Source organism: Clostridium sp. CS001 (assembly GCF_020443565.1).
In the GTDB taxonomy this organism is placed as follows: Bacteria; Bacillota; Clostridia; order Clostridiales; family Clostridiaceae; genus Clostridium_AD.
In genome coordinates, this window is sequence record NZ_JAIZZN010000030.1 from 35,891 (window position 1) to 49,658 (window position 13,768).

The 13,768-nt window shown below is 30.2% G+C and carries 15 protein-coding genes and 1 riboswitch; of the genes, 8 read left to right on the plus strand and 7 right to left on the minus strand.

Translation table 11 applies throughout. The annotated features are described in order from the left end of the window. Positions 1 to 23: 23 nt before the first annotated feature. From LGK97_RS16330 to LGK97_RS16340, 3 genes are all read right to left on the minus strand, one after another. Positions 24 to 1,742, minus strand: coding sequence for an ABC transporter ATP-binding protein (locus tag LGK97_RS16330; protein WP_226260816.1), 1,719 nt, complete (start codon positions 1,740 to 1,742; stop codon positions 24 to 26). A gap of 34 nt (positions 1,743 to 1,776) precedes the next feature. After that, positions 1,777 to 2,637, minus strand: a complete 861-nt coding sequence (locus LGK97_RS16335) for an energy-coupling factor transporter transmembrane component T (protein ID WP_226260817.1) — start codon at positions 2,635 to 2,637, stop codon at positions 1,777 to 1,779. Positions 2,638 to 2,818: 181 nt separating this feature from the next. After that, a riboswitch (cobalamin riboswitch) is annotated at positions 2,819 to 3,016 on the minus strand. A 99-nt stretch (positions 3,017 to 3,115) separates the two neighbouring features. Then, a complete protein-coding gene (locus LGK97_RS16340) occupies positions 3,116 to 3,757 on the minus strand; it encodes a lactate utilization protein (RefSeq protein ID WP_226260818.1) in 642 nt (213 codons plus the stop codon). A 296-nt stretch (positions 3,758 to 4,053) separates the two neighbouring features. Between LGK97_RS16340 and LGK97_RS16345 the strand changes: the two genes are divergently transcribed. Both LGK97_RS16345 and LGK97_RS16350 read left to right on the plus strand, forming a co-directional pair. Next, positions 4,054 to 4,413 (plus strand): winged helix-turn-helix transcriptional regulator, encoded by a 360-nt coding sequence (locus tag LGK97_RS16345; protein ID WP_264175065.1) that lies wholly within the window; start codon positions 4,054 to 4,056, stop codon positions 4,411 to 4,413. Between the two features lie 119 nt (positions 4,414 to 4,532). Next, a complete protein-coding gene (locus tag LGK97_RS16350) occupies positions 4,533 to 4,883 on the plus strand; it encodes a hypothetical protein (RefSeq protein ID WP_226260819.1) in 351 nt (116 codons plus the stop codon). Between the two features lie 72 nt (positions 4,884 to 4,955). Here the strand turns inward: LGK97_RS16350 and LGK97_RS16355 are convergent, their stop codons facing one another. Beyond that, positions 4,956 to 5,567 (minus strand): NUDIX hydrolase, encoded by a 612-nt coding sequence (locus tag LGK97_RS16355; RefSeq protein ID WP_226260820.1) that lies wholly within the window; start codon positions 5,565 to 5,567, stop codon positions 4,956 to 4,958. 192 nt (positions 5,568 to 5,759) lie between these two features. Between LGK97_RS16355 and LGK97_RS19975 the strand changes: the two genes are divergently transcribed. Genes LGK97_RS19975 through LGK97_RS16370 form a run of 3 tightly spaced genes read left to right on the plus strand, consistent with a single transcriptional unit; the run spans position 5,760 to position 8,297 of the window. Continuing rightward, on the plus strand, positions 5,760 to 6,605 hold the full coding sequence (locus LGK97_RS19975) for a methyl-accepting chemotaxis protein (protein WP_319001580.1): 846 nt from the start codon (positions 5,760 to 5,762) through the stop codon (positions 6,603 to 6,605). 24 nt (positions 6,606 to 6,629) lie between these two features. Next, positions 6,630 to 7,874, plus strand: coding sequence for an MFS transporter (locus tag LGK97_RS16365; RefSeq protein WP_226260821.1), 1,245 nt, complete (start codon positions 6,630 to 6,632; stop codon positions 7,872 to 7,874). Positions 7,875 to 7,901: 27 nt separating this feature from the next. After that, positions 7,902 to 8,297, plus strand: a complete 396-nt coding sequence (locus LGK97_RS16370; protein ID WP_226260822.1) for a hypothetical protein — start codon at positions 7,902 to 7,904, stop codon at positions 8,295 to 8,297. 180 nt (positions 8,298 to 8,477) lie between these two features. Here LGK97_RS16370 and LGK97_RS16375 read toward each other — a convergent pair whose 3' ends face one another. The 3 genes from LGK97_RS16375 to LGK97_RS16385 all read right to left on the minus strand — a co-directional run bounded on the left by LGK97_RS16375 (position 8,478) and on the right by LGK97_RS16385 (position 9,517). Further along, positions 8,478 to 8,738, minus strand: coding sequence for a Txe/YoeB family addiction module toxin (locus tag LGK97_RS16375; protein ID WP_226260823.1), 261 nt, complete (start codon positions 8,736 to 8,738; stop codon positions 8,478 to 8,480). Then, entirely contained in the window at positions 8,719 to 8,997 is a 279-nt protein-coding gene (locus LGK97_RS16380; RefSeq protein ID WP_226260824.1) for a type II toxin-antitoxin system RelB/DinJ family antitoxin, read from the minus strand. The genes LGK97_RS16375 and LGK97_RS16380 overlap by 20 nt, the downstream gene beginning before the upstream one ends. A 298-nt stretch (positions 8,998 to 9,295) precedes the next feature. Next, positions 9,296 to 9,517: an HI0074 family nucleotidyltransferase substrate-binding subunit gene (locus LGK97_RS16385; RefSeq protein ID WP_226260825.1), complete on the minus strand. Its 222-nt coding sequence runs from the start codon at positions 9,515 to 9,517 to the stop codon at positions 9,296 to 9,298. Between the two features lie 652 nt (positions 9,518 to 10,169). Between LGK97_RS16385 and LGK97_RS16390 the strand changes: the two genes are divergently transcribed. The 3 genes from LGK97_RS16390 to LGK97_RS16400 are packed head-to-tail and all read left to right on the plus strand — an operon-like array spanning position 10,170 to position 13,648. Beyond that, positions 10,170 to 11,297: a tyrosine-type recombinase/integrase gene (locus LGK97_RS16390; RefSeq protein WP_226260826.1), complete on the plus strand. Its 1,128-nt coding sequence runs from the start codon at positions 10,170 to 10,172 to the stop codon at positions 11,295 to 11,297. Further along, on the plus strand, positions 11,298 to 13,274 hold the full coding sequence (locus LGK97_RS16395) for a tyrosine-type recombinase/integrase (protein WP_226260827.1): 1,977 nt from the start codon (positions 11,298 to 11,300) through the stop codon (positions 13,272 to 13,274). Further along, a complete protein-coding gene (locus LGK97_RS16400) occupies positions 13,274 to 13,648 on the plus strand; it encodes a DUF6262 family protein (RefSeq protein ID WP_226260828.1) in 375 nt (124 codons plus the stop codon). The genes LGK97_RS16395 and LGK97_RS16400 overlap by 1 nt, the downstream gene beginning before the upstream one ends. The last annotated feature ends 120 nt before the right edge of the window (positions 13,649 to 13,768 follow it).

Here is a 13,768-nt window from a genome sequence, read left to right on the forward strand (position 1 = left end):
TTGCTTAAGTTTGTCTTATGTTACTAGATTTGTTTTCCCAAAGTTAACTTATTCTTTTCTACCTGAAAGAAGTCTTTTAAAGTAAATATGCTGCTGTTTATATTTCTAAAAATCTTATTAATATTTGTAGTATAATATATCCCTCGACCAAGCACTTGTTCGCGATTTCCATCCCCTACTATCTCACCATTAAACATTAATAAAAATCTATTGCAAAACTCTGATGCAAACTCCACATCATGAGTCACCAGTATCACTGTAGTTCCATTCTTGTTTAATTCTAACAGGATTTCTCCAAGCATTGTTTTTACTTTTAAATCAAGGCCTCTAGTTGGCTCATCTAAAAGCAAAATCTTTGGCCTTAGAACCAAAATTGATGCTATGGCAACTCTCTGAATCTCCCCACCACTAAGATCTCGAGGGTTTTTATCCTTTAATTTATACAAATCTAAAGCTTTCAAAGTCTCTTCTATAACCTGATAATCCTTAATATTATAATTATCTAAGGTAAATTTTAATTCCGAATAAACTGTTTCTTTTGATATGTAATCATTAGGATTTTGTGATACATAGCCTATAATTCTAGCTACATCCTTAATTTTAAGCTTTCTAATCTCACTGTACTCACTACTAAAACTTTTAATAAGGTTCTTTGATAGTTTTTTACTATTACCCTCTACTAATGAATCCCTTAGTACTTTACTGCTGCCACTATAGTCAATTAAGCCCATAAGAGATTTTAAAAAAGTACTTTTGCCAGCACCATTAGCCCCCATAATACTAATAAACTCACCTTGTCTTATACTAGTACTTAAACCTTTAATGACTAAATTGTCTTCATACTTACAACTCAAGTTATCAATTTTAATAATTTCTTCCCCATCAGATAAATCTTGTTTAATAATATTGGTTTCATATTTATAGTTAAATGCTTCAATAGTTCTTCTTGCTTCTCTCAAACTACATGGCATATTAACAATATTTAAAGCTTTAGATATCTTTAAATAGTTTGGGAGGAAATCCAATAACTTCTCTTCTCCTTCGTTATAAAGTTCTTGTTTATTTCCGAAAAAGGCTATTTCTCCTCTAGATAATACTAAAACTTTATCTGCAATATCAAACCATTTATCTATTCTTTGCTCAATAATAATGATGGTAATTCCTAGTTCCTCGTTTATTTTCTTTATAAGTGAAATAACATCTTCAGCAGAAGATGGGTCTAGCTGAGAGGTAGGCTCATCTAAAATAATACAGTTTGGTAAATATGCAATGGCAGAAGTTATTGCCACTCTTTGTTTTTGCCCACCAGATAAAGTGTTAATTTCTCTATTAGCTATATCTAATATATTAGAAAACTGCATAGCTTCCCAAATTCTTCTCTTTATTTCTGAGCTTTCAACACCTACGTTTTCAAGTCCAAAAGCAATCTCTCTGTGCACTTTGTTCATGATTAGCTGACTTTCTGGGTCTTGGAAAACCATAGTTACTTCAGTTGCTCTTTTATTATGTTTCATTTCTATTATATCTTCACCATCTATACTTACACTTCCCTGTATTGTGCCACCATAAAAGTTTGGAACAGCTCCCGAAATGCACTTAGCCAAAGTGGATTTACCTGAACCCGATTCTCCTACAACAAATAAAATTTCTCCTTTATTTAATTTCATGTTTATATCCTTAATTACTGGTTTTAGTTCTTTAGGATAGTGATAAGTTAATTCTTTAATCTCTATATATGGCATTTATTTTTCTCCCTAGAATATTATTTTTTATCATTTACCTTTTGTGCTCTAATACCCCAATTAACATAGTCTCTATTATAACAATAAATATTAGAACTCCTAAAACCCAGTAATTAAAAAGCTGTGACAAACTAATTTTCATATATATATCAAAATCATCTACACCACTCGTCTTTATTATTAAATAAAAAAACAATGTAGCTATACTTGCCATAATTAATAAATAGTCCTTCTTTTCAATTTTAGGCTTATCATAAACGCTTCGGTCTCCACTTAAAAACCCCCTAACATAAGCCGCCTCACCTATGTCAAAAGCACCTTCTAAAGAATCCTCTAATAAAACAGATAGTACAGGTACATTACTTTTAATCTTTTCTATAAGTTTTTTGCTTTCAAAATCCACACCACGTATACTATATATTTCCTTTAGGTTTGTAATCCTATTTTTCATATTGGGGAAAATTTTTAGGCTAATCATAATGGTTAATGTCGACTTTGGTATTTTAGAAGAAAAATATGAAGATGCCATATCAGAGTCTATAATTATTGAAGTTATGGCAAACAAATATATTACCACTAAAAGCTTTAAAGATAATATCACACCATAAATTAAAGCTTCTAATGTGAACTTTTCTCCGAATAGATAGAAAAGAACAATATTTCCCTGTGACACAAAAATCATATTAACTACTATAGCCAAAATAGAAAATGGGATAAAATATTTAAGGCCCATTTTGAGTTTTTTTAAATTCCCGCTATAAATCATTGTAAACACACAAAAGCTAAAAATTATCATCAGGATAATTGGGTTCTGACACAAAAATGTTATGATAAGTAAACTCAGCCCAAGTAAAGCCGCTGTTACAACATGAATTTTACTGTTTTCATTAATCATAGTTCCTCCTATAAGAAAGTAGTGCCACCCACGTGGCAAGTGGCAAAAGTGACAACCTATAGCGTATAAATGTTATCCACATGTACTTTCATAAACTGTTTCCTATATAATTAAAAAAACCGAACTAAAAAGTTCGGTAAAGGTCCATAAAATATAACCTCTACCTTCCCTCCGAAGATATTGTATTCATTATAATTATAAAAGATATCCTGGCTTTCACTTCCTCCTAAAGGTACCCTTCCCTAACGCCTTTCCATGCGTTAAGTGGTATTATACCTGTCGTCCATGATTACAGTAACGGGGGCTGCTGTGGAATTAAACCACATTCCCTCTTATAATTACGTAGTTTATTAAATTGTTTATATAACATTAGTATATTGCTTTTATGCATAATAGTCTACTGTTTTTTAAGTATCTAACCTTGTAATTTAAGGAATCTCCTCAAAATGAAACTAATTACCAATGATTTTTATATTACTTAAAAACCCAACTCTTCGCCAATTACAACAATAGTAATATCCGTTCTCATAGGTTTTCTTTTTATTACCGAATAAACCCTACAAGCTCTAGTTTCTAATTTGCAATCAACACAAGTTCCAATTTGTGTGCAAGGATTCGGCATGCTTAGTCTTTTGCAATTCTTTGGCGCAGCAATTTGTTCTAGTCTTTGAAAAGCTGATGCTTCATCTTTGCAAATTTTATTAACCCCAACCACTACAATTACTTTTTTAGGTCCAAAGGTCATAGCTGCTACTCTATTACCTACTCCATCAATGTTAACAAGTTCACCCTCTAAAGTTACAGCATTAGAACTACACACAAAAACATCACTAAGTAGCTCGCCCCTCATAGTTTCCATTTTTTCCTCAGGAGATAAACTTGGATCTCCATGATCTAGTACAACTGCACCTAAAGATTTTACTTTTTCTTGTATCCCAAGCTTTTTTATAGTCATGGAGCCACCAAAACCTACTTTGTCCCCTGGGTGTACATTACTCATTATAAATTCTGAAGCTTCCTCTGCTGTTTTAAAATAAACCGATGAAAACATATTTTTTTTGAAAGTCTCTACTACCCTTGTTCCTATAGTCTCATTATGCCATTCATGAATTTCCTTCATTTTCTTCCCCCTATTTAATATTCCACATTAAGTATTAATTATGTTAGATAATCTCAATTACTGCTATAAAATTAATTGGAGTATACTTACTACAACCTATGATTTCCCAACTAAATAAACAAGAGAATTTGCAAATATCATACATTGTATATAAAGTATATCAATGTTATAATTGTACATACTAAAGGTCCTTTAATCAAGTACTAACTTATTAGTAACTATGTATCATAGTAACTATGTATCATAGTTACTAGGTATCTTAGTTGCTAAATTTACGGAAAATCCCAGGAGGTAATATGAGCGATAAAATTATGAAAATAAATAATAAAGAGTATAGCTGTGCTATAGAATTAACACTAGATATTATAGGCGGAAAGTGGAAACCAATTATTCTTTGGAGATTAGCCAAGAACGATGTTTTAAGGTTTAGTGAATTAAAACGGTCTATGGGTGCAATTACACAGAAAATGCTAACTCAACAACTTAGAGAACTAGAAGCCTATGAAATGGTTAACAGGAAGGTATATGCAGAGGTTCCTCCTAAAGTAGAATACTCCTTAACGAAACAAGGCAAAAGTGTAATGCCAATACTAGATATTATGTGTAATTGGGGAAATGATTACTATGAAAGCTTGGATCCTGATAAAAAAGAATAGTGATATTTGATGAGGGAGTAAATTTTTATAATTTATGCTCTCTTTTTTTATGTTTTGTACTTGGTGTAAACATATGTTTTAGCTTTTAGGGTATATTAATCATAAAAGGAGGGATTTTTTTGAATATAACTAGTATCTCTTTGTCCTATATATTTCTTGCAATATCTATAATAGAGTTTGGTTTTTTCTTATATTACATATTTCTAGTAACTAATACAGGTGATAATAGTAAAAGAAGAGATAAGATTATTGGGACCATGAAGGATCCCGATCATTGGAGAACACGAAATAATAAAATGGCTTATAATTCTCTGTTTTGGTCTGTTATCTCTGTAATCATTTTTATTTATCTAAAGTTTTTCTTTAAATCAGGATTAGTTTCAATTATATATGTTTTTGCATATTTAGCCCTAATGGCAGTAAGTGTTTCTTTATTCCTTAAGCAAAATAAGGTTGTAGGAAGTAAGTAACCATGTTACAAAATAAAACTTCACTTTTAAAAAAGTTGAAGTTTTATTTTGAACTACATCTAAACTAATAGTTTAAACTTTATTATTTTTTAAAACTTCAACAAAACTTTTAATAATCTGAGCTGTAAAACCCCATATTACATAGTTATTATACTCATAGAAATATTCATCTAAATACCCTTTTCTAAAGGCATAGTCTTTGCCTCCATAGATTAAGTGAAAAGGAAATCCTTCTTGATTTACAGGTCCAATCTCCATTTTATAAAGTAGCGGTTCGTTTTCCAAAAAGAACTTTAATGGAACTGTAAATACACTATTTACCTCATCCTCATTGTGATTTATTTCTCCGTAATTTAACTTACCAACAAAAGCATACATTATGTTCCCATAAGGACTTATATAGTAATCCATATCTCCTATCATTTCAATTTGATCTCTTTTTAAATTTAATTCTTCCATGGTTTCTCTTATAGAAGCTTCTCTCGGACTCTCATCTAGCTCTACCTTTCCACCCGGAAGGCAAACATCACCTGGCTGACTTCTTAATTTATGCGCACGAACTTCAAAAACTATGGATAGTTCACCTTTATCCTCCGCAAATAATATCATAACTGCACTTCTTTTAAATTCTCCAATTGCCTTAGAATCCCTATTACTAAATATCTCTTCAAGCATATCTATCATGTTAATCACCACCAAATTTATTTTCAAGTTAATAATATCATACAAAATTATTAAAAACATTTATTTTTCTAAAACTTATTAATAGCAGGATTTTTATATATACTTCATAATCTTTTACTTTTTATGAAGGAATATCCGATTTGATGTAGAATAGAAGAAAATAGTAAAACATTATTTTTAGGGGGATTTACAATGATAGGTAATACAAATGAAAACGATACACATAGCATCATAAAAAGTTTTGAGGATATTATTGATCAGCTACCATTGTTTTTTGAGGATGAAATTTCCTTTACATTAACGGATAGAGAGAAGTACATTAAATTCGTTGAAAGTAAGAACATGACTGCATACTCAAAGGTAGGCGCTGTAATAGCAAAGGATGAAGCTCTAAGAGAGGTAATGGAAACTGGAAAAATTAAAATGTTTAATGTTGACGCTTACAATGGTGGCATAAGTATTAGAGTAGTTGCCGTTCCTATAAAAGATAACAATGGAAATATAGTTGGGGCTGTATCCTATGGGCGAAACTTAGAAACTAGCGTTAAGATATCTAAAATGTCTATGGATTTATCAAAGGTAACAGAATCTATATTAAAAATAGCAAATGAAATTGATGGAGATATTAAAAATATTAAAGAAACAAATAATAAGGTAGTTGAGGAGGTAGCCGTTACCTCAAGTCAATGCGATAATACAGATACAATCATATCTTTTATAAATAATGTATCAAGGCAAACAAACCTTCTTGGATTAAATGCAGCTATCGAAGCCTCAAGAGCGGGTGAGCTAGGAAGAGGTTTTTCTGTTGTTGCAGCGGAAATAAGAAAATTATCCGTATCAAGTACAACCTCTATAACACAAATAAACGAAATACTCGGCAGTATAAAAGACTCAGTAAAAAGAGTAGAAAATAACATTGAAATTTCTATGAATTCATCAGAAAAACAAGAAATGTCTTTGTTGCAAATTGTGCAAGCTGTAAAAGAATTAAATACATCTGCAGAAACATTGTCACAACTAGCTACAAAACTGTAAATCTAAAAAAAAGAGGCTAAAAAAATGAAAAAAATATTAACACTGCTTGATCCTTATAAAGGATTACCAAAAGAAATATACATAATTTTTATTTCAAAAATTATAAATGCTATGGGATGCTTTGTCATGCCCTTACTTACCCTTATCCTTACAGAAAAGATTGGATTATCTAAAGAAATCTCTGGAATGTACATTAGTGTATCAGGACTATTATTTATTCCAGCTTCCATAATTGGTGGTAAACTAACGGACTTTATTGGTAGGAAAACTGTTATCATCATATTTGATTTCTTATCTGCCATGTTATATATTGTTTGCGGATTTATGGACCCATCAATAAATATGATTTATGTATTGATGCTTGCATCCACCAGTATGGTTATAGCTAGTCCTGCTCACGATGCACTTATTGCAGATTTGACAACACCAGAAAATAGAGATGGCTCTTATGCATTATGTTATATGGGATGGAATATTGGTTTTGCCATAGGTCCTATTCTTGGTGGCCTTCTTTATGAAAATCATATGCCCCTTATATTCATAGGTGATGCACTTACAGCACTTTTATCTCTTGGTTTAATAGCCTTTTTTATTAAGGAGACTATACATCTTACAAAACAAGATGTTAAAGAAAAAAATAGAAATTTAGAAACCAGAGAAGAAGGTTCAATAATCTCAGTATTATTAAAGAGACCTATTCTCATATATTTTGCACTATGTACTTTTGGATACAACTTTGTTTATTCACAGTGGTCCTTCATGATGCCAATACATTCAAATCAAAACTTCTTAAGCCAAGGAGCTAAATATTATGGTTTAATGGCTGGCTTTAATGGACTTGTAGTTATGATTTTCACTCCTTTGGTAACAAGAGCATCTAGAAATGCAAAACACATTAGAAAAATGATCTATGGTGGCCTACTATATGCCTTTGGCTTTGGTATGCTAGGCGTACTTAACACATTACCTTTCTTCTTTGTATCTGTTTTTATATTTACCCTAGGCGAAATCATTTTGGCAATTAGCGTTACTCCTTTTATTGCAAATCATACACCTATGTCTCATAGAGGCAGGATGAATGCAATTCTTCCCATTATCTTTGGCATGGGCTATACTTTAGGACCAATAACCATGGGTAAAGCTTTAGGATATATTAGCATAGAATCTGCCTGGTTAGTTTTAGGTATGATTGCTATTGTATCAACAATATTTATGTGTGGACTTGAAAGGTATGATGAAAGACAAAAGAAAATCAATGGGGATATTTGAACCATAATATAAAAAGGAGTTTACCGATTGTTAAATAAAGGCTATGAGGACGCTGCCCGCATAGCCTTAACTCATTCCTTTATATTACCAGAGATTAAATGCTATGCTGGCAAAGTTGATTGTACTGAATCAGAACTAACTTTTATTAAGAAATATCTAAAAGAAACAACTTATAATGATTATGATAAACTTATTCAGTTATGCGATGCACTAGCTTTGCCAGATGGTATATGCTTGTTAGAAAAAAGATTAATAGATGTAGTTATGAGATATGGTATAAATGATTTCACTTTACTAAAGTGGAAAACTCAATTAGGCTTAAGAGACTATTTTAGTGAAAAAATAGGCAAATCAATTTATGAAGTTTTAGATGGTGTTGTTGAAACGACTTTTGGTTTAAATACATTTAATATCAATAATTAGCATCATTGTAGGAATTGATATCTTAGGGACATCAGTGGTTATTGGCAAGAATTGTTGCAAATAATATTTGTGGTTCCACTACACCCTTTAAAGGAACTTCTACTATTAAATTAACGTTTTAAAAAAAGAAGACCCGGCATATATTATCTAACCTAGTCTTCTTTGAATTGCTAAAAATTCTTATTTTTCATAATGTGTCTTACATTGAGCTATTTCAATTTGTTCATCTTCAATGCGATATACCAAACGGTTTTCACCATCAATTCTTCTACTCCAAAAACCCTGTAACTCATATTTTAATGGTTCGGGTTTTCCAATCCCAGTATATCCGTTGCAATCTATATCTTTGATAAGTTGATTTATTTTCTTTAATGTCCTCTTATCCTGTGACTGCCACTCAATATAATCACTCCAGGCCTCATCAGACCATACTTTCTTCATTTTCTACCTCAACAATATCGTGCATTATACCTTTTTTTTGATTAAGTTGATTGATAGATTTTTTTAAGTGTTCCATATTAGTTTCACTATAAAATGGTTCACTTGCAGTAATTTCAAAAGGTATTTTCCGTTCTCTTACAACTGCTTTTGCAAAAATGGTAAATGCGGTTGTCATGTTCATACCAAAATCTGAAAAAAGGATTTCAGCTTGTTTCTTTAATTCTTCATCAATACGAATATTAACTGTTTTTAGAGCCATAGTACCACTCCTTTCATTACATTATATACATTATATAATAAAAAGTTACCTTTGTAAACACATTGTATATATATCGTATACATATATCATGTTAATTATTCATTTAAAGTTACCATATTGTATTTTATAATGGGCCTAATTGTGTAAAATTAATATAGTTTTATTTAAATAAATTATTATTTTACTTTTTAGTCTTTGAGTTCCTTATTGTTCAAGTATTTTAGAAGGAAAGTCTCCCACTTTACTAAATGAGAGACTTTCCTTCTGAAACTTTGTTAAATTCTTTATTTTCTCCACGTTACTTTCTAAATGCTATGTGGTGATTTGGATATATTATCTTAGTGCTATCACATATTTCTATAGCCAATTGTTCACTATAAATGTGAGAAGTTGAATTCCTGTCATTTAACATCGCTAGCCATAATTCATCATCTTTTATAATTCCTGCTGAAAAGGCTTCCCGTAATACTGTTTTAGGAGCATTAAGTCCTAAAAGACCATCCTTTTTAATGTTTTTCATTAACTTCAACTCAGTTTTTTCATTCCTTACGACTCAATTATAGTCAAAAAGTTATTTATTGAATGCATTACACAGATCATTGTCCGTTTGAGATTCTTCCAATCCGTACAAAATAATATTTATTTAAACCTTAGATGTTTTTTCTTAGATTATGATAACAAAAATATGTATTTCTTAGAATGCATTCGAACAATCCCTAGCAATTCTTAATTTATTTTATTTACAGATGCGTAAAGAAAAATTCATGTTTGAGCCATAGCGAGTTTGAATTTTTTAGCAGCTGTAAATAAAATAAATTTTAGAATTACTTGGCGCAGTGAGAGCATTCCAGAAATACATATTTTCGTTAAAGCATAATCTAAGAAAAAACTTTTAACTTGAGATCATATTTCGCATTGCTCCTTATTCGCTGCACCTTGTTCTTAATGTCTTAAAATGTTATACTTGCTTTGTATTTATCACTACATAAATACAAAATCTAATTATAATGAAATATAGTGTAGATAATTAGATGGTAGTTATAGTATTCTATGTTACATTCTTATATAGAAAAGAAACGATGATTATTAGATATATAGTTTACTAAATCATAGTGTTTATAGTAAACTCTATGTATCGAATATAATCAAAACTATAGGGGTGTATATAGAATATGGAAGTAGTAAAAGTAAGAACGGAAGAAGGAAAAGAAAGATACTTTGTAGCAAATGATGATGGATTACCTATAGAATCAATATTAAAGTTCATTAGGTTTAAGGATAATACAAATTACGCAAGAAATACTTTAAGAATGTATTGTCAGCATCTAAAGCTATACTTTGAATATCTACAACAAAGAGAATTAGACTTTCAAAAAGTAACAATTGATGATTTAGCTTTATTTGTAAATTGGTTACAGAATCCTTATAAAAGTCTAAAAGTTATACCTAAAGACCAGGTAGATGAAGTGCGAAGTCCAAGAACAATAAACGCTATAGTAAATACAGTTTTAGCTTTTTATGACTATATTTTAAGACATGAGGAATACAGCAATAACATTTCAGATAGATTAAAAAAGTTTGTATCTACCCCAAGTAGAAACTTTAAAGGTTTCCTATATGGAATAGCTCACGAACAGAAGAGGATTACAAGTAATATATTAAGACTTAAGGTTCCAAAATCTAAGCCTAAAACATTGTCCAAAGAAGATGTTACAAAGCTTATAATAGCTTGTAATAACCTTAGAGATAAATTTCTATTAACATTACTATATGAAACAGGAATGAGAATAGGAGAAGCTCTATCATTATGGATTGAAGATTTTGATATAAGTGATATGGTCATAGACCTTCAAGACAGAGGTGAGCTTGAGAATAATGCTGAAATTAAAACTGTAGCAAGTCCAAGAAGAATTGATGTATCTCAAAACCTTGCTGATATGTTTATGGAATATATAGCTGAATATCATACAGAAGAAGTTAAAACTAACCATATATTTATAAAACTAAGTGGTAACAACAAGTATAAACCTATGAACTATATTGATGTTGATAATTTGGTTAGAACATTGAAAAAGAAAACAGAAATATATGTTACACCACATATGTTTAGACATAGTTCTTTGACTATACTTAGAATCGCAGGATGGCAACCTGAGTTACTTAGAATAAGAGCTGGTCACAAAAATATTTATACTACTTTAAATACCTATATACACCCTTCTGACGAGGAAATAACGGCAGAGTTTAACAAGACTCAGCCTAATTTGAACTTAAATATTTACAACAAGGAGGACATGTAGATGCTTAAAGTGCACCAACCACAGTCTAACCATCAAAGTAAATATGATGAAATTATAGAGTATCTGAAACAGGATAATGGATATTGGTTAGAAAATGATAGATGGGATTTAACAGAGGAGTTTTTTATAGGTAAGGTTGTAAGAGGTAGGAGGAACGTAGATTTTTCTAACATCAACAATGAATTTTTAAAGAATGAATTAAAGTTTTATTTTGTTTATAGCTTCAAAGAAGGCATATTTAAAAACTCTTATATTACATCTTTGGCTAATACATTAGGGCATTTTGGAAACTTTATGAATAAGTTTTATGTAAAGGATAAGAGTTTTAAAACAATTGCTTATGACAAGTTTAAAGTTAAATTTAATAATTACTTATTGAGTAATGGATTTAAAATCACAGAAAGAGGAAATATCAATTCTTATGAAATGAACAACGTGTCTTACGTAGTGACTTTCATTAAAGATTTCTACGATAACAGAGAAGAAATTGAAAAAGATATATGGTATTCAAAGAATATCAAAGGTGCTAAAATTCCTGCAAGTGGTAGTAATCATCCCAACAATATTTCAATTAATTTTACTAAAGTGCCTATTTACTATAGGGATACTGTAAAAACATATTTTAAAACTATAATAACAAAAAAGAGCTGGAATCATTGCTTTCAAATCCTAAATAGCCTAAATTATTTCTTTGAAAAATTCTATTTAAATGGATATACTGATGGGTTTATAGAAGAATTATCAAGAAAAGATATAGAAAATTACTTATATTGGTTAAATAATGACCATAAAGATAAAAACTCAACCTATAAATGTAAGTTTGTATCTTATATAAGAAATTTCTTAGAGTATATTCAAATGGCTCAATATGAAAAAGTACCCAAGAAAGAGGTATCATTTTTAATGTTTCAAGATGATATTCCCAAAAGAGAATTAAGTAAAGATACAATGAACAAAATTAAGTTTATTCCAGAACCTATACTAAGGCAATTAGATAATAATATTATGGGCTTGGATAGACCTCAGTTTATACCTATTTATATTCTTCTTAGAGAAACAGGATGGCGTGGGACAGATATATTAAATCTTAGATATCATAATTGTTTGGAAAAAGTATGGAATAGCAAAGAACAAAGTTATAACAATTATCTTTGTGGTGAAATAACTAAAACAGGTATAGCACAACTTAAAATTCCTATAAGGGATAAAGTTGCTGAGGTGGTTCAAAAGGCTATTGATAAGGCTAAAGCATTAAGTATAGATAGTAATAATCCTAAGAAGTATTTGTTTAATACTTATGAAGGTAAGCTAAAAGGAAAACCATTAGCAAAGCACTCTTTACTTAATACTATTAAAAGACTAATAGCTCAAAAAGATATTAGAGATATAAATGGAGAGTTATACCATTTCAAACTACACTCATTAAGGCATACAAGAGCTAAAGAATATGTAGAACAAGGTATGGGAATTAGTGTTATACAGCAAATTTTAGGACATCAGAGTTTGCAAATGACTGTTCATTATGCAACAGTTAGCGAGAATGTTCTCTATGAAAAATGGAAGTATACTGAGGATTTAGAGTTGTTTAAAGTTGATAATAAAACCAATGAACTTAAAAGAATAGATACATCAACTGATGCAGGAGAAAACCTTGTTAGGTATGAGTATGTCAAAAAGAATTTAGATGCTGTAAGAGTTCCTTTTGGAGTGTGTTTTAAGGCTTCTAAGCTACCTTGTAAACAACAAATGAACCATTGTTTAACTTGTGCAAGTTTCTGTACTACTACAGAGAATGTTCCTGAATATGAGGAAGAAATAGCAAAGGTTGAGGCTCAAATAGAAATAAGTAATAGATGTGGTAGGGAACTTTGGGCTGAAAAGAATAAAGGTTATTTAGAGTTACTTGAAAAGACATTAGAAAAAGTTAAGGAACATAAATTAGTTCATAAGAACGGCAAATCAAGGGAGGATTTATAATGGCTGACCACACTAAAGGACTTAAAGAATATGCAAAAAAGAAAACACAGTTAACTTTAGAAAAGGTTGATAAAGCCATTAGGGAGCTTTCTTTGACTGAACAGAAAATTAATTTTAATAGTGTTTCTCAGCTTGGTGGTGTATCTAAGACATTTCTTTATAATAATGAAGATATTAGGAAAAGGATTGAAGAACTTAGAGACAAACAAATAAGTAAAACTATGAACAAAAGAGCCAAATATGATAAAAGTGCTAAATCGAAAGACATAGTTATAATGGCAAAAGATAAAAAGATTAAAGAACTTGAAGAGCAGAACAATAGATTGAAAGAACAGTTAGAAATTTTGAGGGGTAAGTTGTATGAAAAGATGTAAAGTACGCAATTGTAGTAAAGTACGAATTAAAAATTGAATAAGTAGTAATTTCAAAGGAGAATAACATTATGAATTTTAAACTAATAGAGAAAGAAAAATGGCAAAGAAAAGAAATTTTCG